The organism is Methylovulum psychrotolerans (assembly GCF_002923755.1).
Taxonomy (GTDB): Bacteria; Pseudomonadota; Gammaproteobacteria; order Methylococcales; family Methylomonadaceae; genus Methylovulum; species Methylovulum psychrotolerans.
This window is the reverse complement of record NZ_PGFZ01000002.1, coordinates 345,572-372,136: the sequence shown is the minus strand read 5'-3', so window position 1 is coordinate 372,136 and position 26,565 is coordinate 345,572. Positions and strand designations below refer to the sequence as shown.

General features: G+C 51.4%; 16 protein-coding genes and 1 pseudogene. 5 read left to right on the top strand and 12 right to left on the bottom strand.

What is annotated here, in order from left to right; genetic code table 11:
* The first annotated feature begins 36 nt into the window (after positions 1–36).
* Positions 37–477 (top strand): VOC family protein, encoded by a 441-nt coding sequence (locus AADEFJLK_RS07385; protein ID WP_103973819.1) that lies wholly within the window; start codon positions 37–39, stop codon positions 475–477.
* Between the two features lie 199 nt (positions 478–676).
* Here AADEFJLK_RS07385 and AADEFJLK_RS07380 read toward each other — a convergent pair whose 3' ends face one another.
* Complete coding sequence (locus AADEFJLK_RS07380; protein WP_157679012.1) at positions 677–1,048, bottom strand: PRC-barrel domain-containing protein; 372 nt, start codon at positions 1,046–1,048, stop codon at positions 677–679.
* Between the two features lie 418 nt (positions 1,049–1,466).
* Here AADEFJLK_RS07380 and AADEFJLK_RS07370 point away from each other — a divergent pair, with 418 nt between their 5' ends.
* A complete protein-coding gene (locus AADEFJLK_RS07370; RefSeq protein WP_103973818.1) occupies positions 1,467–1,889 on the top strand; it encodes a hypothetical protein in 423 nt (140 codons plus the stop codon).
* 340 nt (positions 1,890–2,229) lie between these two features.
* Here AADEFJLK_RS07370 and AADEFJLK_RS07365 read toward each other — a convergent pair.
* Together AADEFJLK_RS07365 and AADEFJLK_RS07360 are read right to left on the bottom strand one after the other, a co-directional pair.
* A pseudogene (locus AADEFJLK_RS07365) lies at positions 2,230–2,355 on the bottom strand (IS6-like element ISPmar1 family transposase); the annotation flags it as partial.
* Positions 2,356–2,414: 59 nt separating this feature from the next.
* Entirely contained in the window at positions 2,415–3,596 is a 1,182-nt protein-coding gene (locus AADEFJLK_RS07360) for a pyridoxal phosphate-dependent aminotransferase (protein WP_103973817.1), read from the bottom strand.
* Positions 3,597–4,126: 530 nt separating this feature from the next.
* Between AADEFJLK_RS07360 and AADEFJLK_RS07350 the strand changes: the two genes are divergently transcribed.
* Together AADEFJLK_RS07350 and AADEFJLK_RS07345 are read left to right on the top strand one after the other, a co-directional pair.
* The gene (locus tag AADEFJLK_RS07350; RefSeq protein ID WP_103973815.1) at positions 4,127–7,375 is read left to right on the top strand and encodes a glycosyltransferase; all 3,249 of its coding nucleotides are present in this window, start codon (positions 4,127–4,129) and stop codon (positions 7,373–7,375) included.
* Between the two features lie 201 nt (positions 7,376–7,576).
* Positions 7,577–8,602, top strand: a complete 1,026-nt coding sequence (locus AADEFJLK_RS07345) for a hypothetical protein (protein ID WP_088618458.1) — start codon at positions 7,577–7,579, stop codon at positions 8,600–8,602.
* A 160-nt stretch (positions 8,603–8,762) separates the two neighbouring features.
* Here AADEFJLK_RS07345 and AADEFJLK_RS07340 read toward each other — a convergent pair whose 3' ends face one another.
* Positions 8,763–11,069, bottom strand: coding sequence for a TonB-dependent receptor (locus tag AADEFJLK_RS07340; RefSeq protein ID WP_103973814.1), 2,307 nt, complete (start codon positions 11,067–11,069; stop codon positions 8,763–8,765).
* Between the two features lie 191 nt (positions 11,070–11,260).
* Between AADEFJLK_RS07340 and lnt the strand changes: the two genes are divergently transcribed.
* The gene (gene lnt, locus AADEFJLK_RS07335) at positions 11,261–12,793 is read left to right on the top strand and encodes an apolipoprotein N-acyltransferase (RefSeq protein ID WP_103973893.1); all 1,533 of its coding nucleotides are present in this window, start codon (positions 11,261–11,263) and stop codon (positions 12,791–12,793) included.
* A 242-nt stretch (positions 12,794–13,035) separates the two neighbouring features.
* Here lnt and AADEFJLK_RS23875 read toward each other — a convergent pair whose 3' ends face one another.
* The 8 genes from AADEFJLK_RS23875 to AADEFJLK_RS07300 form a co-directional block, all read right to left on the bottom strand.
* On the bottom strand, positions 13,036–13,473 hold the full coding sequence (locus AADEFJLK_RS23875; RefSeq protein WP_211299171.1) for a hypothetical protein: 438 nt from the start codon (positions 13,471–13,473) through the stop codon (positions 13,036–13,038).
* A gap of 189 nt (positions 13,474–13,662) precedes the next feature.
* On the bottom strand, positions 13,663–14,145 hold the full coding sequence (locus tag AADEFJLK_RS07330) for a hypothetical protein (RefSeq protein WP_103973813.1): 483 nt from the start codon (positions 14,143–14,145) through the stop codon (positions 13,663–13,665).
* Positions 14,146–14,433: 288 nt separating this feature from the next.
* A complete protein-coding gene (locus tag AADEFJLK_RS07325; RefSeq protein ID WP_103973812.1) occupies positions 14,434–14,613 on the bottom strand; it encodes a hypothetical protein in 180 nt (59 codons plus the stop codon).
* A gap of 139 nt (positions 14,614–14,752) precedes the next feature.
* Entirely contained in the window at positions 14,753–15,322 is a 570-nt protein-coding gene (locus tag AADEFJLK_RS07320; RefSeq protein WP_103973811.1) for a hypothetical protein, read from the bottom strand.
* A gap of 43 nt (positions 15,323–15,365) precedes the next feature.
* Entirely contained in the window at positions 15,366–16,436 is a 1,071-nt protein-coding gene (locus AADEFJLK_RS07315) for an RHS repeat-associated core domain-containing protein (protein WP_487246524.1), read from the bottom strand.
* 44 nt (positions 16,437–16,480) lie between these two features.
* Positions 16,481–17,170, bottom strand: coding sequence for a hypothetical protein (locus AADEFJLK_RS07310; protein WP_103973809.1), 690 nt, complete (start codon positions 17,168–17,170; stop codon positions 16,481–16,483).
* A 104-nt stretch (positions 17,171–17,274) separates the two neighbouring features.
* Positions 17,275–18,153 (bottom strand): hypothetical protein, encoded by an 879-nt coding sequence (locus AADEFJLK_RS07305; protein WP_103973808.1) that lies wholly within the window; start codon positions 18,151–18,153, stop codon positions 17,275–17,277.
* Positions 18,153–26,354, bottom strand: coding sequence for a PKD domain-containing protein (locus AADEFJLK_RS07300; RefSeq protein WP_103973807.1), 8,202 nt, complete (start codon positions 26,352–26,354; stop codon positions 18,153–18,155). Before AADEFJLK_RS07300 ends, AADEFJLK_RS07305 begins: the two co-directional genes overlap by 1 nt.
* Positions 26,355–26,565: the final 211 nt, after the last annotated feature.

Here is a 26,565-nt window from a genome sequence, read left to right as displayed (position 1 = left end):
AAACGCCCCTTAACCTAGCCGATAAGAGGCCACACAATGCGTTATTTACATACGATGGTACGCGTCCACAATCTCGATGCCACACTGGATTTTTACTGCAACAAACTAGGCTTGCAAGAACACCACCGCATGGACAACACCGCAGGGCGTTACACGCTGGTGTTTCTGTGCGCACCGGAAGATGCCGCCCAAGCACAAGCAACCCACGCGCCCTTATTGGAGCTGACCTATAACTGGGATAGCGAAGACTACACAGGCGGGCGTAATTTTGGGCATCTGGCATTTGCCGTCGATAACATCTACACGACTTGCCAAACCTTATTGGATGCGGGGGTAGTCATTAACCGCCCACCGCGTGACGGCCACATGGCCTTTGTGCGCTCGCCCGACGGCATTTCCATTGAATTGCTGCAAGCAGGCGTAGCCCTCGCTCCGCAAGAGCCTTGGCTGTCCATGCCCAATACCGGCAACTGGTGATATACCCTACCTTAATTTAACGCGGAGGGCACGAAAACAACCGCGTGTCCTCCGTGGTTAAGGTTTTTTTAAACGGGCACTGCCAACACGCCTGATTTTTACAGGCTTGTAGAAAAAATGTTAAAAGGTTTATGAACGCTTACCCATGCCCTGCCGGGACAGCGGATAGCTGTTAAGAATTGGCTAAAATTCTTGCCAATCAATTTTCCCAATACGGCGAACGCTCGTAGTACTTGTATACTTCACGATTCCAGTTTTCTTCGTCCATTGAAGGCCAATGATCTGGATTGAAACCAGGTGCCGCTTCCAATCGCTCCTTGGAAATATTGAGCACATACTCGCTATTCTTCAGGCTGTAATCGAGTGCGCTGAATGGAATTGCAAATAGCTTTTCCCCCATGCTGAGAAAACCGCCAAACGCTACGACGGCATATGCAACCCTGCCTGTACGAGGGTCGATAACAATTTCCTTGATGTCTCCGAGGCTGTCGCCTTGAGGATTAATGACTTTGGATCCGGTGATGCTGGATGCTTTTACGGGCGCATTTGAAAAATGATGTAGATGAGTCACTTTGATTCTCCGGTTATGTGATGATGTAAACAGTAATTCAGTGCTGCATATATCCGACTATTTTAGGAAGCCAAACAATGAATTACAGCCGTCATGCTAGACGGAAAATCACACGTACTCAGTACGGTATCGCACTTAAAAAATTATTGTTGGTGTATCGATTCGGATGAACAGCAACAAAACACCATCACTATCCAGGCTAAATTCGGACAGAATCTGATCGCCATAAAACGGTATGTGTGGAATCGCACGGACTTCCTAAAGCGGAAGGGCGTATATAGGTAATATAGAGTCCGACGTTAAGCAAGCGACATGACTGGCGGTTGGCCTTAAAGCCGGATCGGCCTGTGTTGATTAATTAGCGACGGCATCTATACCCATCATTTTCCTTGAAACCCGTTCTCAGTGGAGTTCTAACATGCGTAATTTAGTTGCTGGATTAATTCTAATCATGACATTGCCGATGGTTTGTAAGGCCGAAAAAGCCGCTACCAACACGCCAGGAGTCCCGGTTGCCGGATCTAACGAAGTCCAACTTCCAGAGGCCGTTCCGAGTCCATCTCCTGAGGCATTATCACCCGACTCCCATCCAGGGAAGACCCCACAGGGCGGTAGTGCAGACTCCCCCAATACGCAAAGCGAAGCCTTCAATATCTGCTTACGCGCTACCCAGCGTTTCGAGCAACAGGAAAAGGCAAAAGGGACTAGCAAAACGGTGTCAGCGCCGTTGTCTGCTTCGTGCAAAACGGAATTGAAACCGGCATCGTATTGGCTTTGCATGGACAAAGAATCCATTACGGAAGTCGACTTTAATGTCGCCCATACACATTGTGCGAAATAAACTAAGTTTTTAAATTAATCCACTGTATCGAATGTGTAAATAAATCCGTGTAACCGCTTATTTTTGAATGCCATAAAATATGGCAACGAAGGAGAAAAAAATGGGCAACATGATAACAGTCTCTAAAATGAGGTTCTGCCGCAACTATTTACAAGAGCTGAGCCCGCCCTAATTGGCGGGCAAAACTAGCCTACCAAATGGATATAGCCTCCGGCGTTAAGCAAACGGCAGGTTAAACGTTGGCACACGCGGTTAGGCCATCGTGCAATGGCTCTAAAGACCATTGCACTCCGTTCTGCGGCATCCAATGCGTGACGGTATCTATAAATTGCTGGTAAGCGGTGGCACCGTGTTCCGCCAAAATCTCTTCCAGATCGCGGTGGGAAACGCCATACCGGACATAGAAGAAAACTGCGTACAGGATAACGTCTTTTGGATAGTGGACACTTTTAAAGCTGATCTTAATATTCTGGCAACAAAAATTAGCAAATTATTCACCAAGATTGGGGCATTTGCGACAGAACCTCAGATCGCCTGTTTAATCCGTGCCAAGGCGTTTTCCAAGTTCGCCATGCTGGTGGCGATAGAAATACGGATATGACCGGGGCAACCGAACGGCGAACCCGGCACTAAAGCAACACCCGCTTTTTCTATCAGATATTCGGCAAATTCCAAATCGTCATTAATGCCATCCAGACGGGCGATCAATTTTTCGACGTTAGGGAACACATAAAACGTGCCGTCGGTTTCCAAGCATTCGATACCGTCAATACCGTTTAATTCCGCAACCACGAAATCATGGCGTTTTTTAAACTCCACACACATCTGGTCGATAAAGCTTTGGTCGCCCGTTAAGGCCGCTTCCGCCGCCACTTGGGAAATGGAAGTCGGGTTAGATGTACTTTGCGATTGGATGGTACACATCGCCTCGATCAAATCGGCAGGCCCTGCGGCATAACCGATGCGCCAGCCCGTCATCGAATAGGCTTTCGATACCCCATTCATCACCACCGTGCGGTCATACAGGTCAGGATGGGCATTTAAGATATTGACAAACGAACCTTTTTTCCACAATACATGCTCGTACATGTCATCGGTGACGATAATAATGTTCGGAAACGCTTTTAACACGTCGCCCAAAGCCGACAATTCCGCTAAGGAATAGGCGATGCCGGATGGATTGGACGGGCTGTTGATAAAAATCAAGCGGGTTTTATCGGTAATCGCCGCCCGCAATTGTGCAGGGGTCATCTTAAAATGCTGGGCTTGGGTGGTTTCAACAAACACCGGCACACCGTCCGCCAATAAAACCATATCAGGATAAGACACCCAAAATGGGGCAGGGATAATCACCTCGTCACCGGCATTCAATAGCGCTTGGGTCAAGTTGAACGAGCTTTGTTTACCACCACAGGACACCAAAATTTGTTTAGGCTGATAAACTAAGCCATTATCTTGTTTAAACTTATCGATAATCGCTTTTTTCAGGCTGGCGATACCGTCAACTGCCGTATATTTGGTAAAACCGCTGCCGATAGCCTTAACCGCCGCCGCTTTGATATGCTCAGGCGTGTCAAAATCCGGCTCACCAGCACCCAAGCCAATAATATCAAGGCCTGCCGCCCTCATAGCCGCAGCTCTTGCGGTGATGGCCAAAGTGGGGGAGGGTTTGACGGCTTGGACTCGGTGGGATAGTGGGATGTTCATAGTATTATGCTGTGTAATCTGCGTGTAAAATGCCATTAATTATACACTAAGGGCCAATACTTGCTAGTTGGCAAACAGTAAAACCCGCCTATTGTCATTAAAATAACAAGGTTATTTCAGGGTTTTTCAACAACTTTTTGGGGTATATAGACCATTAGGTTATGATATGGCTTAAGAGCGTTTAACTCCCCCTCTGCCTACTTAGATTTTTAACATCCCACCACCCGAAAAATGCCCTATCAGGGTATTTTTTGTGTTCGGCATTAAGCCCGTGTGCGGCAACAGTAAAAGCCCCCCCGGACTACGGCTAAACGTAAGCAGGCAGTGGGGCTATGGCATGACTACTTATACTTCAAACGGTCAAGTTTTCGATTTTAGGATTAACCCGTTCGGCTGTCTCCAGACAACCCCTGTGGCGGAGCTTGTCGAAGAGCTCACCACGAACGGATTACCCGAAAAATTGACTGTTCAGGGTATAGCTGATTTTGCAAAAAACTGTTTTTTATACATAAATGGGCATAAGGTAAGCAATGAGCATAAGTGATCCTAAAATAAGAAGTCTATTTTTATCCTGTGACGGTTTTTTGAATGCCGCCGTAGTACAAAAAAAGCTAGTCAGTGAAGGCGGCGGCGTCGATTTATTAATTGATAACGAGTTCATCAAATCATTGGACGCTTCGGACGCACCCGAAGCCAAAGACCAGCCGTTGTTACTGAACATCAACCAAATCTGCGATGCTGGCTTTGAGCATAAGCCCGCTTACTGGGCCATCGACCCATCACATGCCAACCTAGCCAGCTTAGGTTGCGACCTGAACGAAAAATGGTCGCTGTATAACGGCCATACCCTCTATATCTATCAAAATGCCGGTATCGACAATAGCGTCGATATGGTCTATATCGACCCGGTGGTCGGCGAATTTATCCCGATCGACGCTAACGGGCATTATCAACTGGGCGGCCATTTCGGCCTGCACCGTTGCTTGGCAAGCTATATTATTGAAGTCTATGACGCGCAGTACAAAATCATCACCCGCCAAGAAACCAACATCCCCGAAGGCAAACTGGGCGGCAGGGACTTAGAAGGCTATATTAGCATTACCGAATATTTACAAGCCCCCAAAAAAGCCGCCTTTGTCCGCCTACTGGTACGCAAATTTCCAGCCAAATCCTTAGAAAAAGACAGCTTTCTGTTTTTTACCCAACCGGCGTTCACTTTGCTGGCTGGTGAAGACAAAACACCGTTAAAATGGGAAAAATCATTGATTAGCGTCGAAGGCTGGCAAACCTTACGCAAATGTGACCACACCCAACTGGCCTATATCCAGTTTCAATTACCCGAACACGCTTATGATGGCGAACAGCACACCATCATCCTGATCGACCGGAATAGCGGCTTACCTGCCCAAGGCTCGCCTAAGACGTTCAGCTATGCAACCGATGTCCACGGCAAGCTCGAACAACTCGAAGGCTCACGCGTCATCGGCTGGATTTCACAGCCTGATATGCGGGTCGAATTGTATGTCGACGGGCTGTTTGTCATAGACACCACCTCGGCAAAAGCCGATGACAACGCGCAAGTTTTTGGGTTTAACATCGCCTTGCCCGTACAGTTGTTGGATGGCCGCCCTCACCTTCTGGAAGTCAAAGCCCGGCCTTCGGGCAAACTGATCGGCGTACTGGCGGAAATCACCCCACCACAACTGACCCCTTGGGATGTGCTGCAAAAATATGCCGCCAAACCTCTGCCCGCCAAACTATCCCCCGCCGCCGCCTACCGCTACGAGGCCATGCGTGCCTCCTTACTGGCCTTGTCTGCCGCAGCGGGCAATAAAGACGGTGAAGCGCTGGCGGCCTTAGTTGCGCACGTCACCTGCTTAGGTCGGCTGCATGAGCAACTGGTGGCGGGGTTTGACAAAATCCGCCACTTTGAACACCTCAGCTTTCCGGTAGTTGAAACACCCGATGTCAGCATCGTGGTGCCTGTCCACAACAAGTTTCCGGTCACTTATTATTGCTTAGTCGCCCTCTTGTTTGCGTACAACAAAGCCAGCTTCGAAGTGATTCTGGTCGATGACGGCTCCAGCGACGATACCGTGGATGTCCTGGATTATGTGGACGGCATCCAATACTTGCGCAACGAAACCTCGCAAGGCTTTATCCGTAGCTGTAACCGGGGCGCAAGTATCGCCAAAGGCCAGTATATCGTCATGCTCAACAACGATACCGAACCTACCGTGCATTGGTTGGATGAGTTGATCTTCACCTTTGAGAGTTTCGACAAAGTCGGCTTGGCAGGCTCTAAATTGCTGTATCCCGACGGTAAATTACAGGAAGCGGGCGGGATTGTCTGGAGCAGCGGCAACCCGTGGAATTACGGGCGCAGCGGCAATCCGCACGAACCCCGGTTTAGCTACACCCGCCAAGCCGATTATCTGTCCGGTGCGGCCATCATGTTGACTACCGCCTTATGGAAACAAGTCGGCGGCTTTAGCGAAGAGTATTGCCCTGCCTATTTTGAAGACACCGACCTGGCCTTTAAAGTCCGGGCGGCAGGCTATAAAACCCTGTTTGTCCCCCTGTCCATCGTCTATCACTTTGAAGGCATCAGCAGCGGCACCAGCGTCACCTCCGGCACGAAGCGCTATCAGGAAATCAACCGGCCTAAATTCAAGCAAAAATGGATCAATAGCTGCCGTTTCAACGGCGAAGAAGGCAAGCAGGTCGACCTGAACAAAGACCGTGGCATCAACCATCGCGCCTTAGTGATTGATTACCAAACCCCACGGCTTGGCATTGAGGTCATCTACGCGCCGTTTGAATACAGCATGCAAACGTTTATGGAAAAGCGCGGCAGTGAATTTGATGTGGTTTACATCACCCGTTACTACGTCGCCAAAAACCAACTGCATTGGGTACGCCAATACGCGCCGACCGCGAAAGTCCTGTTCTGCAATGCCGACCTGCATTTCCTGCGCGAACTGCGCGAAGGCATCGAGCGCAACGACCAAGAACAGATTAACAAAGCCTGTGTTATCCGGGAGGATGAACTGTCGATTATGCGGCAAGTGGACGTGGTGTTATCCTACAACCCGATTGAACATGCCGTGGTGCTGTCGCATAACCTCAATAGCACCAAAATTGTCACCTGCCCTTGGGTCGTGGACATCAAAGACGACATTCCAGGTTTTGCCGACCGCCAAGACATCGCCTTTTTAGGCGGTTTCGGCCATCCGCCCAATAAAGCGGCGGTGTTGTTTTTCATCAGCCAAGTGATGCCAATCTTGCGCTACCAACTGCCCGATGCCAAATTCCGCATTTACGGCAGCAATGTACCGCCGGAACTGGAAAAACTGGCCTGCGACGATGTTATCGTCGAAGGTTACATCGAAGATGTTGCCGACATTTACAATACCTGTAAAGTCTTTGTCGCCCCGTTACTGACAGGTGCAGGCATTAAAGGTAAAGTGATCGACGGACTCGCGCATGGTACGCCGTCAGTGCTCAGCCCCATCGCCGCCGAAGGCACACCGCTACGCCACGGCCTGGAAGTCATGATCGCCGAAACGGCGCAGGACTGGGCAGATGCCGTCACTGAGCTGTATATTGACCAAAGCGTATGGGAAAAAACTTCCATTGCCGCGCGTGAATTTGCCGCCCGCCATTATTCTTTTGAAAATGGCCGCAAATTGATGCTAAAAGCCTTGGAAACCTGCGATGTCTTTGCCTCTACCGACAACCAAGCCTTAGCGGTCAACAAAACGCGGACTTCCTTGTAATAAACTTATCGCATTTCACTTGCAATACCTCTATAGTGACCTAGACTATTAATTTGACTATTGCCGTTATGTTACCCTGCTTATACTGAGTATAGGCAGGGTAACACACAGGTTACGCCGATGCCTCGTCTGAAGCTAACAGCCGACTGACCCCAAAATACTATTGGCTAACGCCGCTTAATTTAACGATTACAACGACCGATGACAAAACCGACCCTGCTGTTACATATTGGTACCGAAAAGACAGGCACAACGTCGATACAAGAGTTTTTAGCGCATAACCGCCGCCGTTTACAACAAGCGGGTATCTTGTATCCTAGTAGCCTAGGCGACAAAAATCATATCAAATTGGCCGCTTATGCCGAGCTGAGGCCATGGTCTTTCGGCAACAAAAATTTAGGAATTAATAGCGCGGAAAAACATGCCGAGTTTTGCTTAAGGTTAGAACAACACCTGAGCGATGAGCTTAAACGCCATGACTATCGCAGTGCCATTATATCTAACGAACATCTTCATTCGAATGTCACCAGCATCGGGCAAATCGAAACCATAAAAGCACTTTTGGAACGGTATTTTTCGGATATTAAAGTCTTGGTCTATTTCCGGCGGCAAGATTTAATGGCAGTGTCCCTGTATTCCACTGCCCTGCTGGTCGGCTTTACTCCCGCCCAGCATTTGGACGTGGGGGCCGCCCGCAACTACTATTACCGCTTCGATACCATTTATGATAATTGGGCGGAGGTATTTGGCAGCAACAACATCATTGTCAAGCCATTCGCGCGGGAAAAGCTCCTTGCTGGCAATGTGGTCTTGGATTTTTGTGCCACCGCAAAACTGACCCCTGAACTCGGTTTAGCCATGACCGAACGTAAAAATGAGTCGTTGTCGCTAGAAGCGGCCTGCCTGATCTTAGAACTGAATGAACGGATTAAAGACGGGCGGCTGGAGTTACCGGAACCGGCCGCCCGCAAGCGCAACCAATTAACACAAAAGATTACCGAATTGTTTAAAGGCGGAACCTATTATCCCAACCGTCAACTGGCTATGCGTTTTTTCCAGGCCTGCTCGGAAACCAACAACGCTTTACAGGAACGGATTGGTGTAGATTTGTTCAATGATGATTTTTCCATGTACCCCGAACAGGAGAACGTCGAGTTGTTTGCCGCTAAACGCCTATGGGCAAAAACCGCCTTAGACAGCTTTGATCTACATACGCCCGCCCCTTAACAGCCAAGCGTTTGCCGATACCCCGCGTAAAAAGCAATCCCGTTAAATAAAAACGCCATGTCCACCCTACACTGGACTGGCAGGTGTAGGAGGGACATGGCGTAATACGCTGCCCTATGCCTTATTAGCGGCAAATAAGAGCTTTATACCTAACGCGCCGTCAAAACGTCAACCGCAGCCCTACCCATCCGGCCCGGGGCGCACCCGGTGACATAAAGCGACCGTCATTAAATTTGCTCCCCAACACATCGGCGGCATTACCGTACATACCAAACGAACTGTAACGTTCATCGGCAATATTGTCCAACTTAGCAAACACGGTAACATGTGGGCTAACTTTATATTCCGTTGTGGCATTAAACAGCCAGTAACCTGCCAATGGCCGGGTGACATTCGCCTCATCACCGCGATAATATTGGCTGCCGCTATACAAACCATTTACGCCTATCGACCACTTCCGCCATAAATCCACCCCCACCGCCAATTTGAGTAAATGCTCAGGAATGCCCGGGATACGGTCGCCAGATTGTACGGCGATAATTTGCTCAGGGTTAAGCGGATTCTGTATACCAAAACCGTCGAGAAAAATGGCATTCAGATAGGTATAATTGGCCGAAAAATGCCAATCGTCAATCCGGCCAAATAGCTGCGGATAAGTAATGTTACTGCCCATTTCCAAACCTTGCCGCAAGGTTTTACCGACATTGCTAAAATAGCCTTGATTATTGAAATTGCTGGAAAAATCGCGGCGAAAAATAATGTCGTTCTCATTGGCGGTATGGAAATAGCCTAAATTCCATTGCCCGTCACCTTTCCCCAACAGCCCCTTTAAATGCCCTTTAAAGCCCCCTTCAAAGGTATTGGCGACCACCTGCTTTAACTCAGGGTCGCTGACAAACGAATTCGGTAACTTACAGGGGGCAGCCGGATCGGCACAGCTCAACTCCATCGGGGTCGGGGCGCGGGAGGATTCACTGTAACTGCCATATACCGCAACATTCGGCAAAGCTTGATAAGTCAAGCCCGCTGACGGGTTAAAGCGCTGGAAAATATGCTGGCCATTCAAGTTGCGGTCGGCATTGATATAACCGTCCGCCATCGCCAGATCAATATGGTTATAGCGCCCGGCAACCGTCGCCGTCAGCTTATCGGTAATGGATAAACTATCGGTGGCATAAAACCCCACCGTATCGCTATGAGTATGTAAGCGCACCCTCGATTCATCGACATAAATGCCGCTGCCGATAGTGCCACGGTCGGCGGTCAATTCGGCCAGTTCGGTATCCGAGCCAAAATGCACATCGGCATTGTCATAACTGGCCCCCACCGCCAAACTGTTTTCGTGCGCCCAGACATCGTGCGTAAACAACGCCTGCGCCGTACCGCCACGCGTATACATATTGGTATAGCTGACGTTATTGGTCGCCCCATCGACGCTCTCACTAAAATTGACCGTGTTGCCTTGGGTGTCCAACACCGGGTCGCCTTCACCAGTACATAACAACGCCGCGTTATCGGCACAAGCGCTATAATCGCTGCTGTCGCCATTAAACGAACGCATCCGGTTTTGCCGAAAATAGACATTACCCGTCAGCTCGACCGTGTCATTCAGCGCGTAATTGCCCGCCAATTCGGTAAAGAACAAGCGCGTGACCGTCTGGTCGGGATGGGTAAACACCGCATTGCGGTCTTGCGCCAACAACTGTACCGGCGCCGTGCCATTACCGCGCAAATCGTTATCATTGGCGGCGACCGTCAAATCCAAACCGCCTCTATCGCCATGCCAGCTTAACGTCCCTAAGGCCTGTTTCGCCGCCGACGGCGAAAAATCCCGCCAACCTTGCTCTTCAAAACTGCGCAAATCCAAGAAATAGCCCAGCTTACCGTTATTGCCGCCGCTGGTGATCTCCTCAACATGGCGGTCAAACGAACCGCCGTACACCTCAAGCTGATGGCCGGGCGCAGAAAATCCGGTCTTGGTTTTCATCACCACCGCCCCGCCCAAGGTGTTCAGGCCATAAACCGGATTGGAGCCGCCGTGTAGCGTAGTCGATTCAAGTGCTCCAGGCGGAATTAAATCCCAATTGACCGAATCGCCAAACGGCTCGTTAAAGCGCACCCCATTGACATACACAGACAAGCCCTGCGGCAACCCCAGCAGCGGCGACGCGACAAAGCCGCGATAATAAATATCCGGCTGCAACGGATTATTCTGCGCCTCGTTAATATGGACACTGCCTAAATAACGGTTAAGATACTCCGCCAACGACAGGCTTTGCGCCTGTTGCAATTGCGCCGAAGACACCGTCTGCACCGCCGCCGGGATTTTATCAACCGACACCCCGCCCACCGACTGCATGGGGGAGACCCCAACCACCTCGACAGCCTCCAAATCAACTGCCGCTTCCTCCGCCCTACCCCCGGCCGCCACAGCCAACAAACTCACGGCCCAAAAAACCTTCTTCATGTCTATCTTACTTCACAAAGCCTATAAAACCGCCATCTTAGCTAATCTGCCCGATAAACCCTAGCCAACCGCTACAAAAAGGAATTATTCCTGCTAACAGAGCGGCTTTTGCCAATAGCATGGCTGTTGAGTTGCTTTTAACCGCCATGACTGGCAGAATTCCGACACCCCTTCCGACACCCCCAACCATTATGCCCAACCAGACCTTGCCCCACTTCAGCAAACACCTGCGCACTGACTTTGCCCGCGACCTGCTCGCCCTCCTCGCAGGCGGCCTATACACCTTAGCCTTCGCACCTTTTAACTACGCCGCCCTAGCCCCCATTGCCCTGCTCCTGTTATTTGCCGGCTGGCGGCACGCTACACCGCTACGCGCCCTACGGCGCGGCTACCTGTTCGGCTTGGGCGCGTTTGGCATCGGCGTATCGTGGGTCTATGTCAGCATTCATGATTACGGTCATGCCGGCGTACTCAGCGCGGCGGCCTTAACCACGCTCTTCTTTAGCTTTTGGGCGCTCTTTCCGGCCTTGGCGGGCTGGTTGACGGTACAATGCCGCGCCAGCCATAGCTTTCTGGGTGTGGCATTAATTTGGGCATTACTGGAATACTTCCGTGGCGTACTGCTGCTGAACGGCTTTCCGTGGCTACTGGGGGCGTATTCGCAACTGCACAGCCCCTTAGCGGGCTACATTCCCCTGATTGGGGCTTATGGCACGGGTTTTTTGCTCGCCTTGTCCGCCGCCCTTGCCGTCGCCGTACTGCACCATAGCAAACGTCGTTACTGGCTAGGTGGCCTACTGGCTCTGATCTGGATCGCAGGGGCGGGGCTACGCCACATCACTTGGACTACCCCTATCGGCAAAGACCTGCAAGTGGCCTTAATCCAAGGCAATATCAGCCAAGACCAAAAATGGTTGCCGGACAACCAAATGAACACCTTGATGCTGTATAAAAACCTCACCGCCGAACACTGGGGCGCAGATGTTATCGTCTGGCCGGAAACCGCCATCCCCGCCTACTTATCCGAAGTCGAAGGCTTTTACCTCACGCCCCTACAAACCGAAGCCCTCCAGCACCACACCGATTTAATCGTCAGCCTACCCGCCGAAGGCGACACCGACACAATCATGTATAACGCGGTACTGACCCTAGGCCAACACCCCGGCCAATACAATAAAAATCACCTATTGCCCTTTGGTGAATACATGCCCTGGCAACCCTTATCCGGCTATATCCTCAATAAACTCGACATCCGTCTAGGTGACTTTACTCCCGGCGGCGACCAACAACCCCTATTACAAGCGGGCGGCTACCCTTTCATCACCTCGATATGCTATGAAGATGCCTTTGGCGACGCCAACATCAACGGCCTGCCCCAAGCCGCCTATCTGGTCAACGTCACCAATGATGCCTGGTTCGGTGACTCTATGGAACCGCACCAACACCTGCAAATCGCGCAAATGCGGGCATTGGAAACTGGCCGCTTTATGCTCCGCGCCACCAACACCGGCCTCACCGCCGTGATTGCCCCAGACGGCAACATCAGCGCCAGCGCCGCACCATTTACCACCACCGTGCTAAAAGCCAATATCACCCCAATGGGCGGTATGACCCCCTACGCCCGAATCGGCGACCGGCCTATAGTGCTGGTATTGCTGGGAATTTTTTTAGCGTGGTGGGGGTGTCAGGTGAATGCGGGGTATAAGCGCGGTAAAATAAGTTAATACAACACAATTAACGACTATTTTTAGAATTCGCGACTGGAGCCTAATGCAAAAAGCCCTTTCTCCAGACATTGTTGCAAGGTCTGGAGAAAGGGCTTAAGCAAGGCAACTGCCCCACATCATCAATGCACATGAAGGCAGTCGTTTTGAGTAAGAAGCCATCGTAACTGTCGTTGGACTTGGTCTGGGGTAATATCGGTCAGCATCGCTTTTTATAGCCATTAAACCTTCTCTGAAGTCCGTCATCGTCCATCGGGTCGTGGGTATTGTATAAAGCAGCCTGGATCGCAACTTAATAGTAACTTATATATTTCCTTATGATGCTCCAATACATAGGTGTAGTTTTTTCTAAACTCACTTCCGGCCTCAAAGGCGATGCCTTTTGAAACCCCATACACGCCCGATATGCCATCAAGCGGCAGTGATTTTATATTTTTGACACAAGCAGCAAGCGCATTTGGCAAATCAACCCTATCATATAGTTTTGGAAACAACCCGTAAGATGATAAGACAAAGGGACCGTTTATATTGTCAACACCCGCCCCAGAAGCTAAAAGAGCATCTACAAGTAATTTGTATTTTGGGCATGAGTTAACATCTATTGATCCATGGATGTATATAAAAACATAGTATATATCAATATTTAGCAAGGTGTTTTTTGGCTCGGAATGCCATAGCAACGTTCCAGCTCCTTCAGATTGTCCAACCTAAAGGTTTTTCTTTTGAAAGGCCACATAGCATATCCCTCTCATAATCTGTGTTATTACCTTTAGAATCGGCAAGCAGTGTCATTAAGCCGTCCGTTGTGTAGACCCTGGTCAGCCATAGGTGCATTCGTATTGGTTATCAGGATTACGTCAAGTTAGGGGTTATGCCTGAGAAATATATAACAATTGCTTTTGTGGATCATCATATTTCACATAAAAAGTAATCAAATATTCATCCCCATCTCTGGCAAAAATAAACAAAACTTGATCACTCGGTGAGACCGCAATTTGCTTACCCATAAAGTTATCCAGTATTTTATTCCAATCCCATACTATTCTAGTACCACAGGGAAGCTCTAAATAAATATCCTGTTCTCCTGAAAGAACATCAATCCTCGGTTTATGTGGCACAACATCAAAATTTACTGCGTTTTGACCAGGTGCAATCACTGCATATAGATCATTAGCAAAAAATAAAACCAATGTACTGCCATTGAATTGATAGCCCTTTAAAACTTTACCATTTATTAAATCCAGCTTAACTTTATATACATTCTCTTTTTGTTTAGCAGCCGCTACTGCTTCAGACATTGAATTATATTCGTTGTCACAAATGCCTTGTGTTACCCGAATAATCTTATCCATACCACACCTTTAACCATATTCCACACGAGACAGAAACCAAAGGGACAAATTTACCAATACTTATCGTTTTTTTAGGTTCTATGGCCCTATTTCCATCTGCCTGTTTTCGGATTTCTCAATGCCGATTGCCATTCACCGTTAGAATCCACACCAGTCCATTTTTCAGTGTAGCCCTGGTCGCGTATGTCAATATTTTTTGTTTTACCTTCGTACTCAACTTCATCTAATAGGATTACCGAACCAACAGCCGCCTCAAATGAATCTTCATCCCTTTACAGTTGCAGCGTATTACCTTATAAATTTATCAATCAATGCCTGCTCAATCCGAACCCCATTAATTTCCCAAACACGCCCTTCTTTACAGGATGTAGCCTGTAAATTTAAGTTTTTGAACAACAGCTCATCCCCAAATATTTCCCCAAACCCTTCATGGGAACACACATAGCACAAAATAGTCGATTTATTCATTAGAATTAAATCCTCCCATTTTTTGCCGCCATACCAGAAAATACAGGTGCTTTTAATGAATGCAAACCCATAAGGTGGATTACCTTAGGGCAAATTCGCCTTATGGGTTTACGGTATGCGCCTTACCACGTTGTGCGAATCAACCTATCGAATTAGGAATTAGCGCAGAGTGTTTATATAAAAAGCTTCTTACTTGTTCAGATTGTGTATTGAAATCAATGCTGTTAATTTCATCAATTTTAATTGTGGAAAGTCCGTCATCTTCCCCAAACTCATTGACTAAACGGACGCTAATCAATTCCGAGTCTAACTTTTCGACAATTCCTACCAATGAATCATCAGGATCATTTCCCCAAATAACGATTACAACGGAATCTTCTAAAGATTGCTTTAAGGCATCCTCAAAAAGATTACCTGATGATATTTTGTTAGGGTCTATTTCGTTGAATACCTTGCCTTGTTTTTTGTTTAACAGTTCAATTTTTTTTTCATATTTTCCATCATATTCAATTTTAACAATATCCGATAATAACCTTATTTCAAATCCGGCATTTTCACCATACTTCGAAAGAGTGCGCAACCGAACATGTCCATTTGTAATTGAATCTACATATCCAACAGAATATTGCCCCCAATCGTTAGCATTAACATACGCCGACACAATAATATTATGTATTTTTGCGTATTCTAAAATTTGTTTAAATGGCATCCGATTTAACCCCAATAGAAAAATAAAAATTTTTAGACACTATTTATCTCTGATAAGGCCGTCGTTTGTCACCTTTTTCGCCTCCTTTATCTTTTTGGGTTCTAGAACGTCCTTTCTCATGCTTTCCTTTTGAACTAGGCCGCTTGTTTTTTGTATGTTCTTTGTCATCGCTATCATCTACTGAACATGCTATAGGCGACCCAAACACCTGCTCCACAGCCGCATCAATTTCATCGCCCCATGTATCGTAGATCAACGAGCCAACCCCATAGCCGACTTCACCTGCTAATATTGTCAAGCCCACAGGATTTACTATTTCCAAACTACTGGTCACCTTAGCCGCTAAGCTGGCCGCTTTAGCCCCTAAAGTGACGGCATTCAATCCATTTGGATCCACCCAATTAACCGGATCCCCGACCACATACCCATAAAGGTTGCTGTCGCCGCCCCCAAACCCGATCGGGTCTTTCGCCGTCCAGCGTCCGGTTTCGGCATCATAATCCCTTGCGCCGAAGCGGACAAGTTTGGTGTGTTGGTCGTACAGGCCGCCCGCGTAGCCGAAGGGCTGGAAGCCGGGGTTGGTGTCTTGGGTGATGTTGCCCCAGACATCATAGTCGATGCGCTGGGCGACACTGCCGTTAGTAGTGTTGATAACCAGACGCGGGCTGCCTAGGTGGTCGCTGATGATGCGGTAGGTGGTCTGGTTTTGGGTGCTGGGGTTTGTTTTGACGAAGTAGGCCGGGATGTTGCTTTTGTCGCCATAGACAAAGCGGCTGATGATCCGGTTGTTGCCGTCCAGTTCGGCGATGGGGTTGAGCTGGTTTTGGTAGAGGAAACCCTGCACCAGAACGCCGTTGACGGTTTTGCCGATACGGCGGTTTTGCCCGTCAGTAAGGTAACCGATGGCGGTGGTGTCGGGCAAGGTGACGTGTTTGAGGTTACCCAAAACATCGTAGGTGTATTGGGTGGTTTGCCCGCTTTTGGTCTTGCTTTGCAGCTCGCCGTTGGCGGTGTAGCTGTATAAAGAGGCCTGCCCTGAGCTTGTCGAAGGGTAATCGAGCAGACGGTCTTGGTCGTCATAGCGGGCTGTTGCCGCCGCGCCTGCGGTAGGGATTGTATTGGTTATGAATCCTCACCCTAACAAAAACACAATAACTTTTACTTTATCTCATTGTTAATCAAATCCATATTACCATGATTAAACACTAAGTCTGCATTAAATACGCAACTTCCGCATTTGCTTTCTAATGACCCCATCGAGTCGACAAGTGATGCAGTTAAAGAAATCTGTGCCTTGATGCCCCTATCTATATGCAATAATCTTGAGAAAAAAACATCATCACTCGGATCAGAAGACGGTTTTTCAGAAGGATAAACGACATACTCTATAGTCCCTTTTAAAGCATACCCCATACAAAACTCACGAAAAGACGGCATTCCATCTGTTACAAAAACGGTTACATCAGAGTTTTTTTTAATTTGAATACTACCCTTCCCCTTCAAATGATACGGAACCGCTATAGTTATTCGCGTTAAATAGGCGGTATCTGATATACCTGCCCAACCTTTAAAAAGCCTTTGAAATATAAGCACATCGCCATCACCTTTTGTTAATGCGTGTCCGGTAATTGGAAATAGGTCATCCGATAGCTTTGGTTTTTTATTTACCAATACTTGTGACTTAATACCTTGATGCTGCTTATGCTCACGAAGAGCAGCATCCGATACCCACCAAGCATCAGTAACATATTGCCTATAATTGTCAAAACTAATACAAGACGTTGCCGAATCTGCAAAGCTTTCTTGCCATAAAGTTAAGCAAAAACAAACAATACCTAGTTTAGCCATCAATAGAGAACGGTTATTCACAATCCATACAATTGCTTTTTATAGTTATAGACGTTATGCATTGACAAGGGTAACATTATAAAAATCATGTTTTTGCATATTATTTATATTGATGGGGCGATAGGATAAGTTTGTGCCATTAAGATAGCTACAGCATTTTTAAACGTCCCTTCAACTAGGCTTATATCATTATTTTCATAGTTAAATAAATACAATTTTGCATCTTCGCTACCCTCTTTTACAACCAATGCACCCAACCCTTCGATTTCTGCCAATAGATAGTAGTTTTCGTCAGGACATACAACTTTCCGAATCTTCGAGACTCCATAAATGGTACAAGTCGATAGTTTCATACCTTCGGTTTGTGCCATAAGCGTCAAATAATCAAAGGGCAGTTGGGCATTGATTTTACGAAGTACGGATTCACGCTCAGTAGACGACAATGCTTTACAAAGTTCAGTTACCCGACTTATTTTGACCCACTCTTGCAGCCATTCTGTGGACATCGCGTCATTTGCTAGCCGACTGATACTGGGAATCTGAGGGAGCATCGGATCAAACCAGATTTTCACATCAGCCATTTCTGGTTCTAGCAATTTCAAATCCAGTCCAATAAAAAACTGTTTGGGTGGCTTGTTAAATAATAAAGAAAATAGCTGCCCCTTTACCAACCAAACTTCCACCTTAAGCTTAGTATTATGCTTTTCTGGATGGATTAAATTCATATTGGCCAAAAGAGCCTCATCACAAGCACTAGGGAAGCGAAGGCTGTTATCAAAGGTGGGCTTACCACGCTGTATATGATAGAGATTTACTTCTTTACCACCAGCAAGCCGCTGTATTTTATTTATTCCATCAACTTGTTTTTGCAAACGGATACCTGCTTCGGATTCAAGATGTGCCTTTACCTCTTCGATAATGTTTCTCTCAAACTTATAAAAGACTGTTCGACACGCAAAAAAGAAATCCAATAAGGTATTCATTATTGACACTCGCAACCTGAATTCGCCATCCCTGCGGCTCCCCAAGCAGCACCCGCTGCCCCTCCCTTGTAAACATTAGGTATTCTGTTCCACTGCTGAACCATTTGATTCGGAAGCGGATTAGCTGCCTTCCATACTCTCGGCATAAACCGATAACGGTATGGATCTGACAACGCATGTTCTGCTGTAGACACATAGTTACCGTTCCAGATTGAGCGAGGGCCTCCCATGCGGTTTGGTATCCAATGTGAAAATTCCAAACCGGGGCCTTTCATTCCTGCCGCGCGGATACCGCCCGCAACTCCTGTTGCCAAAGAAGTGCCTGCACCCGCCAATTCTCCAGCATCATATGCACCAGAACACTTATTTACAACACCATTTGTTCCCATTTGATCGCGAATCAAGTCAGTTAGACCTAACGATAAAGTGTCACCCATTCCAGCAGAAAAATCCACTAATTCTTGTGGCAAAAGCCCATTAGGATCACTCCAATTAACCGGATCACCGACCACATACCCATAAAGGTTGCTGTCCCCACCCCCAAACCCAATTGGGTCTTTCGCCGTCCACCGTCCGGTTTCGGCATCATAATCCCTTGCGCCGAAGCGGACAAGTTTGGTGTGTTGGTCGTACAGGCCGCCTGCGTAGCCGAAGGGCTGGAAGCCGGGGTTGGTGTCTTGGGTGATGCTGCCCCAGACATCGTAGTCGATGCGTTGGGCGACGCTGCCGTCGGCGGTGTTGATGACCAAACGGGGGCTGCCGAGGTGGTCGCTGATGATGCGGTAGGTGGTCTGGTTTTGGGTGTTGGGGTCGGTTTTGACGAAGTAATCCGGCACGTTGGCTTTGCTGGCGTAGACGAAGCGGCTGATGATCCGGTTGTTGCCGTCCAGTTCGGCGATGGGGTTGAGTTGGTTTTGGTAGAGGAAGCCCTGCACCAGCACGCCGTTGACGGTTTTGCCGATGCGGCGGTTTTGCCCGTCGGTAAGGTAACCAATGGCGGTGGTGTCGGGCAGGGTGGCGTGTTTGAGGTTGCCCAAAACATCGTAGGTGTATTGGGTGGTTTGCCCGTTTTTGGTCTTGCTTTGCAGTTCGCCGTTGGCGGTGTAGCTATAGGTGCTGCCGCTATAGTCGAGCAGGCGGTCTTGGTCGTCGTAGTGGGCGATGACCGCCGCGCCTGCGCCCGGGCTGGTGTTGGTGCGGTTGCCGTTGTCGTCGTAGCTGTAGGTGGCCAGGCTGTTGCCGTCGGCGGTGACTTCGAGCAGATGGCCTGCGGGGTCGTAGCTATAACCGTAGGTGGTGGTCACGCCTTGCAGGGTTTCTTGGCGTTGGGTGATGCGCCCCAGGCTGTCGCGTTGGTATGTCCACTGGGCGACGCGGCTGTTGTTGGCGGCGGCTTGGTAGCTTTGGGTTTCGCCGTAGCCGCTATAGGTGTAGCTGTCGGTAACTTGGTCTAGGGCGGTATCGGTGAGCAACCCGTTGTTGGGGTCACGGCTGAGGGTGAGGCCATCGGCAATAACCAGCAAGCCGTCCCGGTCGTAACTGAAGCTGGAGATGCTGAAATTACTGATGGCCAGGCTGGTGGTGCGGAAGTCGCTGTCGTAGCCCCGGCTGACGCTGCCGCTGACCGCGCCTGTCCAGGTGGTGGTTTTGGGCAAGAAGCCGTCATAAGTGTAGCCGAGCTGGTTGCCGTCGGGGGCGGTGAGGCCTGTCATCTGCCCGCTGGTGGGCGAGTAGCGGTAGCTGTACGCGCCGTCTGGGGTGGTCAGGCTGAGGAGCTGGCCGCTGGCGGCAGCATAGCCGAAGTCCAAGCGTTGCCCGTCGGGGCGGGTGATGCGGGTCGGCTGTTTGTCTTTGTTGTATTCGTACAGCGTCTGCGGGTTGCCTTGGCCGACGGCGGGCGGGGTGTAGCGGTCGGCCAAATCGACGGGGGTGTAATCGAACACATGCGGCGGCCGCCCGGGCGGGGTGAGCGAGGTCAGGTTGCCGTTGGCGTCGTAGCTGTAGGCCAGTTCGCGCCCGTCGGGCAGGGTTTTGCGGGTGACCCGTCCGGCCAGGTCGTAGTGGAAGGTGGTGTTCCGGTTGAGGGCATCGGTCAGGGTGTCGACGTAGCCTTGGGCATTGTAGCTGATTTGGCTGACGCGCGGGGCAGCGGCGGGGCCTTGTTGGATGCTGGTGGGACGGCCCCGGCTGTCGTAGCTGTAGGTGACCGGATAAAGGGACGGGACGCTGGTTTGCAGCGGGCGGTTGTTGGCGTTGACTTGGGTGGTGGTTGTCCGTCCGGTGGGGGTGGTGTCAGTGTAGGTCAGGCTGGCTTTGTTAAAGTTACGCGTATGGGAGAAGCCATTGACTTCGGCACTTTCAGTAAAGCTTATCAAGCTGAGCGGATCGTTAGGGTCGGCCAGACGTGCCGTACGGGTCGTGGAGGCGGCTAAAGTCAAACCGCTTGGCAAGCGGACACTGGACGTACCCGAAACAGGGGCTTGCATCCCAAAGCGCGGATCCGGTTTTTGCAGGAGGGAACTGAAAGAGCCGTCGGGGCTGGCGGTGGTTTCTTCACCGGTGGTTTTGAACAGCTTAGTTTGGGTAGTGCCGTCAGGATAGGTGTTGACTTGGCGGCGGTCTCCCCAAGGCAGGGTGTCTACAGAGAAGCTTGTCGCATGGCCTTCGGCGGTGGTCATGGTATTGCTATGCCCGCTAACCGTTTCGGTGCGGGTAACCGTCCAGCCCCCCAAACCTGCGTTGGTGTCTTTCAGCAAATAGCCAAGGCTATCATAGCCAAAGTTGGTGCTGTTGCCGTTAGGATCGGTAAACTGGCTCATCAACCCGTCAGCGGTGTAGGCTATGCGGTGGGGTTCACCTGCCGGATTACTGACCGAGGCAAGATAGCCGTTACTGTCTACTGCCAATACCGTCCGCTGGCCGTCCGGTGCGACAATCGCCAAAGGCTTGCCCATACCATCCCGTTCAATGCGGGTCATGTCGCCGTCAGCATCGGTGATTTGGGTCAGTTGTCCGGCAGCATTATAAGCAAAACGGTAACGTTCGCTGCCGGTTAGCGCATCCAAGGTGCCCAGATGCTTTCCCGATGCGTCAAACCGATAGATTTCATCACCGGTGTCGGAAGGGACCAGCACATCGTTGACGCTATATCCCGGCAAAATGGAAGCCACCCGGCGAATCCGTTGGTTTCTCCAGTCGGCTAAGTAAAGATTACCGTCTGGCCCGACATCAATGCCCGCCTCATCAATCTGTGCCTGCGTGGCAAGACCGTCATCACCGCTATCACCGCGGCTCCCAGTTCCCGCTACGGTAGTGATGATACCGTTCGGATCGACCCGCCGGACACGGTAGTTCTCGTAACCGCCAAGATAAAGGCTACCGTCAGCTTGAACATCGGGGCAACCGCCGCCGTCAATTCTCGCCAGATTGGCTGGCCCGCCGTCGCCGCTGTAACCACTACTTCCGGTACCCACTATGGTCGTGATAACACCGGAAGGATCGATGCGCCGGATGCGGCTCCCCCCAGCCAGGTAAATACTGCCGTCAGAGCCGACATCAAGACAACCGCTATAAATAGCGGCTTGGGTTGCCGGACCGCCATCGCCGCTGTAACCATAAATTCCAGTACCCGCCACGGTCGTGATGATGCCATCAGGGCCAACCCTACGGATACGGTTGTTTAGGGTGTCGGCAATATACAGGCTCCCATCAGCGCCCACGGCGATATCACTCGGATAATTAAATTGCGCTTGCTTGGCAAAATAACCGTCGCCGCCGCTGCCGACCGTTCCGTTACCCGCTACGGTAATGATGGTGCCGTCCGGCCTGACTTGACGGATACGCTGGTTGACATAATCGGCAATATAGAGGCTGCCATCCGGGCCAAGGGCAATGCCTGTGGGATAGTTAAGCGGCGCTTGCGTAGCAAGCGCACCCTCGGCATAGCGGCTGTCTCCGTAACCGGGGTAGCCGGTACCGGCTACCGTAACGATGCTGCCATCAGGCTTGACGCGCCGAATACGGTTATTGGAAGTATCGGCCAGATAAAAGCCGCCATCAGGTGCGGCCGCAACGTCACGGGGATAATTTAGCGGCGTTGTTTTGGCGTTTTGACTACCCGCACTGAACCCCATCCCACCGTTACCCGCCACTGTGGTGATGGCCCTGCCTAAATCACCGGCCTTACGGTGCTCCCCAGTCCCCAATTCAATCATCTGGTTAAGAGCATCGTAACTATGGTTAATATTTAAACTCCAGTTGCCTAATGGTTGCTCCTTCTGATTCTTGGTAAGCGTTTGTTGCCAAGTCCGTGTCATGGCAAAAGTGGCGGCATAGCGACCAGCAATAAAGGCCGCGCCGGGTTCGCTGCTGACTTGGGCAAAGCTTTGCGCTACATCTTGCCGTACCGCATAGTAAACGAGATTGTAGTTGTAGCTGAGCGTAACCGTCGCCACGGTCGCCCCGGTCACCGGACGGCCATAGCCGTCGAGGCCGTTCCAGTCAAAGGTATAAGATTGGTTGGGTTCTGCCGGAAAAGACCGGCTGAAAGATTGCCCCGCAACCGACACCGACACATCGATACCCTTTAGGCTATCGGGTAGCGTGCTGCCGGAAATTGTGACGGGGATGGCCTGTTCAGGGCGGTAACCGTTAGCCCGTCTGCTTTGGTAATGCAGGGAGTACGGGGTGCCTAAGACGGGCAGCTCTTCGCCTACCGTTCCGGCTTGAGCATTGATGGCACATCCTGGGCAAATGTCACTATCCTTATCTGGTGTCGGATTTTTAGATGGCGGCTGAGACGCAGGAGGCACACTATTAGGCGGTGGCCCCCAAGGCCAGTTCAAATCCCACGGCGAAAAATGCCTTAACGGCGAACGCCATAAGGTCTTGCCCGGCGCATACAGCACGGCAAGCTGCGCCTGTTCGTCCGCCGTCACGCCTAAAGCCGCCAATTGGTCGGCGTTGTCAGCCACGCCGTCGCCGTCGGTGTCCAGGTCGGCGGCGCCATCCCTAACGCCCAGTACTTTGATGACCCGGCCATTATCGGACGGGATCCACGCGCTTTTCGCCCGGTCATACCAGCCGACCGGCACTACCGAACCGGTGGGGAAGTTGAGGAAGTTGTCGACATAAAACGGGACGGTCTGGCTGAAGTTGACTTGGGTGGCACCCGCCGCCACGGCTTCATCCACGCTCAGTTCTACGGCGTAGGTGTAACCGGAGGTGGGCGGTAAGGGGCCGGGCATGGCTTGGGGGCCGTTGGCGCCGACGGTGTACTCGGTGGCGCGGACATGCAGAGCGGTCAGGGCTTGGCTGCTGCCATCCGGCAGGGTCATGGTGGCTTGGGTGCCGGCCGGGAACAGCACGGTGGCTTGGCGGATGCCGTCGGCGTCGGTGCTGGGGCTACCTTGTGCCACTTGCAGGTTGGACGCGCTCAAGTCGATGGCGGAGACTTGGCTGTCCAAGGGCAGCAATACCACGTCCTCGACCCAGACATAATCCTGCCACGGGGTTTTGACTTGGCGTTGGGCTGGCAAGAAACCGGGGTTTTGGTAATCCAGCACCAGGTAGCCGCCGCCGTTGACCGCCAGGTCAAACTGGCCGTCGGCACGCGAAAGGGTTTGGCCGAATTCGGGGTGGTTTTTGACCGAAACGGTGACACCCGCCAAGGCTTGGTCGGCACGGGTCCGGATTTTGCCACGAATAACGGCGATGCGTTTGGCGTCGATGGTGCTGGCCAGCAGCCCGGTTTGCACCGGATGCTCGCCGGTATACAGGAAGTTGGCGGCTTGGTTCAGCGGGGTGACGGGCGCGGTCGGGTTTAGGGGCGGTGCGACGGCGCTGGGATCGGGCGGCAAGCCGCTGTTAGTCCCTAAAGAAATCACCAGATCGACGGGTGCGCCAATATCCAAAGTGCCGCTGGCGGGGGTGGCTTGGATGACGGTGCCTGAGGCGGCGGTGTCGCTGTAGACGTAGCTGACGTTGCCCAGGTTGAGGTGGGCGGCACTGAGTGCGGCGACAGCGGCGGCTTTGGCTTGTCCAATGACCGTGGGGACGCGGGTGGTAGTGACGGCGGCGGTCACAGTGACCGAGAAATTCTGGGTCACTGTAGCGCCGAAGCGGTCACTGACGGTCACGGCCACGGCAAAGCTGCCGATTTGGCTAGCATCCGGTTGCCATTGGATCAGTCCGGTGTCGGCTTGGATCTGCATCCCGGCGGGCGCACTGCCCAGGCTGAAGGTCAGGGTGTCGCCGGCATCGGGGTCGCTGGCCGCTACTGTGTAGGTATAAGCGGTGCCGGTTGTGGCGGTGATTGGGGCCAGCGAGGTGATGCCGGGCGCGTGGTTGAACAGGATAGACGGCACTTCGACGGTGACGGTATCGGGGTCGCTGTCTAAATGCCCGTCGTTGACGGTCAATTGGCCGACATAATAGCCCGGATAATCGGCGGTGAATTGGGGTTTGCTGAGGGTGATGCCGTTCAAGGCCGCTTGGCTGGCGGCGGGTTTACTTAATAACGACCACTGGTAAGTCAGGGGATCGTTATCGGCATCACTGGAAGCGGTGCCGTCTAAGAAAATCAGGCTTTGGGCGGCGGTCTGGTCGCTGCCCGCATTGGCGACGGGGCGGCTGTTCAGGGTGCTGATGGTGACGTTGGCCGGGTCGCTGGTGAGTTTGCCGTCGTTGACGCTCAGGCTAAGGACGTAATTACCGGGCTTGTCGGCGGTAAAGGTCGGGCTGACCAGCACGGGGTCGGACAGCACCGCTTGGCTGGCGGCGGGCTTGCTCACCATGGCCCATTGGTAGCTTAACGGGTCACTGTCGGGGTCGCCGGAAGCCGCGCCGCTCAATTGGACAACGGTGTTGAGGGCGACGCTTTGGTCTAAACCGGGGTTGGCGGTGGGGCGGCTGTTTTCGGTGGTAACAGTGACGGTGACGGGGTCGCTGTCGGACAGCGCGTCTTTGACGATCAGTTGCGCGACGTAAACGCCCGCCTTATCAAGGGTCAGGCTGGCTTTGACGCTCAGCGGGTTGTTGAGAATGGCAGTGCTGCCGCCCGGTTTGCTGAGCAGCGTCCAGCTATAGCTTAAGGCATCGCCGTCGGCATCGCTGGAGGCGCTGCCGTCCAGCAAGACAAGGGTGTTGACTTTCGCGCTTTGGTCGCCGCCTGTCCGGGCGACAGGGCGGGTATTGACGGTGGTGACCAGCACGATGGCGGCGGCACTGTCGGCATGGCCGTCGTTAACGATCAGTTGTGCGGAATAAGTGCCGGGCTGGTCGGCGATGAAACGGGGGTTGACGGTGGTCGGGTTAGTTAAGACGGCTTGGCTGGTAGCGGGCTTGTTGGTCAGTGTCCAACTATAGGTTAACGGGTCGTGGTCGGCATCGCCGGAACGGCTGCCGTCTAAAACGACGGTGTCGCCGCTGTGCACGGATTGGTCGGGGCCGGCATTGGCGACGGGGGCGCTGTTGCTGGTGCTGATGACGACGGTGTCGGCGGCGCTGAGGCAATGGCCTTGGCCGATGACCAATTGCAGGGTATAGCTGCCTTTTTTATCGGCGATAAACTTGGGGTTGACTGCTGTCGGCTTGGATAAGGTGGCGGTGCTGCCGGCGGGTTTGCTGAGGAAGCTCCATTGGTAAACGACGGGGTCGTCTTCGTCCTCTTCGGGATTAAAAGAGCCGCTGCCGTCCAGGTAAACGGTGCTGCCCAAGGCGACGGTCTGGTCGGGGCCGGCATTGGCGACCGGGGACAGCGGCTGGTTGAATTGCCACTTCAAATCGGTGGGCTTAAAGACGGTGCTGTCGGCTTTGCGCAGGGTGAAGGTGTCGCGGCTGGCCACGGTCTTGCCGGGCGGCACATCGCCGAATTGCAGGTCGGGGTTTTGCAGTTTGATGGCAGGATTAAGGCTGTCCGCCTTGGCTTTGGCGTTACGCGCCGTGGCCGTACCCAAATTGGTGATGCTGGCTTGGTAGGTGTAATCGTATAGGGTATTTGACGCTTTACGCTTGGAAATGAGGACGTAATTGCCGATTTGCAGCGCCACCACCGCGTTGTTATTGGTGCTACTGGCCAAGGCCGGGGAATACGGGGCGGGGATAAGACTCCCCAGCAGGCACAACAGGACAAACAGGCTGGCGGCCCAGTAGCTTTTATTGGCTAAGGGACGGCTTCGTTTCGGGAAATGCGCTGTAAGCATGTTGCACCTGACAGTAAGGGTTTGAGTAATGGGGCTTAATTGGGCTAAACCGCTATTTTTGGTAATGGCGGCGTTGCCTACGGCCTGTTTTTAACGGACATCGGCCATAACAATTACCTAATGGCTGAATAGCAGGCTATTCAGTCCACCTAAGACAATACCAAATAGAGCCATGAGTTTATTACAAAATAAAAGCACACTATGATTTATT

What these genes read in the sequence shown, in the direction of transcription:
- AADEFJLK_RS07385 (WP_103973819.1), top strand. Translation starts at nt 37, where the DNA reads ATGCGTTATTTACATACGATGGTACGCGTCCACAATCTCGATGCCACA.
- AADEFJLK_RS07370 (WP_103973818.1), top strand. Translation starts at nt 1,467, where the DNA reads ATGCGTAATTTAGTTGCTGGATTAATTCTAATCATGACATTGCCGATG.
- AADEFJLK_RS07360 (WP_103973817.1), bottom strand. Translation starts at nt 3,596, where the DNA reads ATGAACATCCCACTATCCCACCGAGTCCAAGCCGTCAAACCCTCCCCC.
- AADEFJLK_RS07350 (WP_103973815.1), top strand. Translation starts at nt 4,127, where the DNA reads ATGAGCATAAGTGATCCTAAAATAAGAAGTCTATTTTTATCCTGTGAC.
- AADEFJLK_RS07345 (WP_088618458.1), top strand. Translation starts at nt 7,577, where the DNA reads ATGACAAAACCGACCCTGCTGTTACATATTGGTACCGAAAAGACAGGC.
- AADEFJLK_RS07340 (WP_103973814.1), bottom strand. Translation starts at nt 11,069, where the DNA reads ATGAAGAAGGTTTTTTGGGCCGTGAGTTTGTTGGCTGTGGCGGCCGGG.
- lnt (WP_103973893.1), top strand. Translation starts at nt 11,261, where the DNA reads ATGCCCAACCAGACCTTGCCCCACTTCAGCAAACACCTGCGCACTGAC.
- AADEFJLK_RS07330 (WP_103973813.1), bottom strand. Translation starts at nt 14,145, where the DNA reads ATGGATAAGATTATTCGGGTAACACAAGGCATTTGTGACAACGAATAT.
- AADEFJLK_RS07325 (WP_103973812.1), bottom strand. Translation starts at nt 14,613, where the DNA reads ATGAATAAATCGACTATTTTGTGCTATGTGTGTTCCCATGAAGGGTTT.
- AADEFJLK_RS07320 (WP_103973811.1), bottom strand. Translation starts at nt 15,322, where the DNA reads ATGCCATTTAAACAAATTTTAGAATACGCAAAAATACATAATATTATT.
- AADEFJLK_RS07310 (WP_103973809.1), bottom strand. Translation starts at nt 17,170, where the DNA reads ATGGCTAAACTAGGTATTGTTTGTTTTTGCTTAACTTTATGGCAAGAA.
- AADEFJLK_RS07305 (WP_103973808.1), bottom strand. Translation starts at nt 18,153, where the DNA reads ATGAATACCTTATTGGATTTCTTTTTTGCGTGTCGAACAGTCTTTTAT.
- AADEFJLK_RS07300 (WP_103973807.1), bottom strand. Translation starts at nt 26,354, where the DNA reads ATGCTTACAGCGCATTTCCCGAAACGAAGCCGTCCCTTAGCCAATAAA.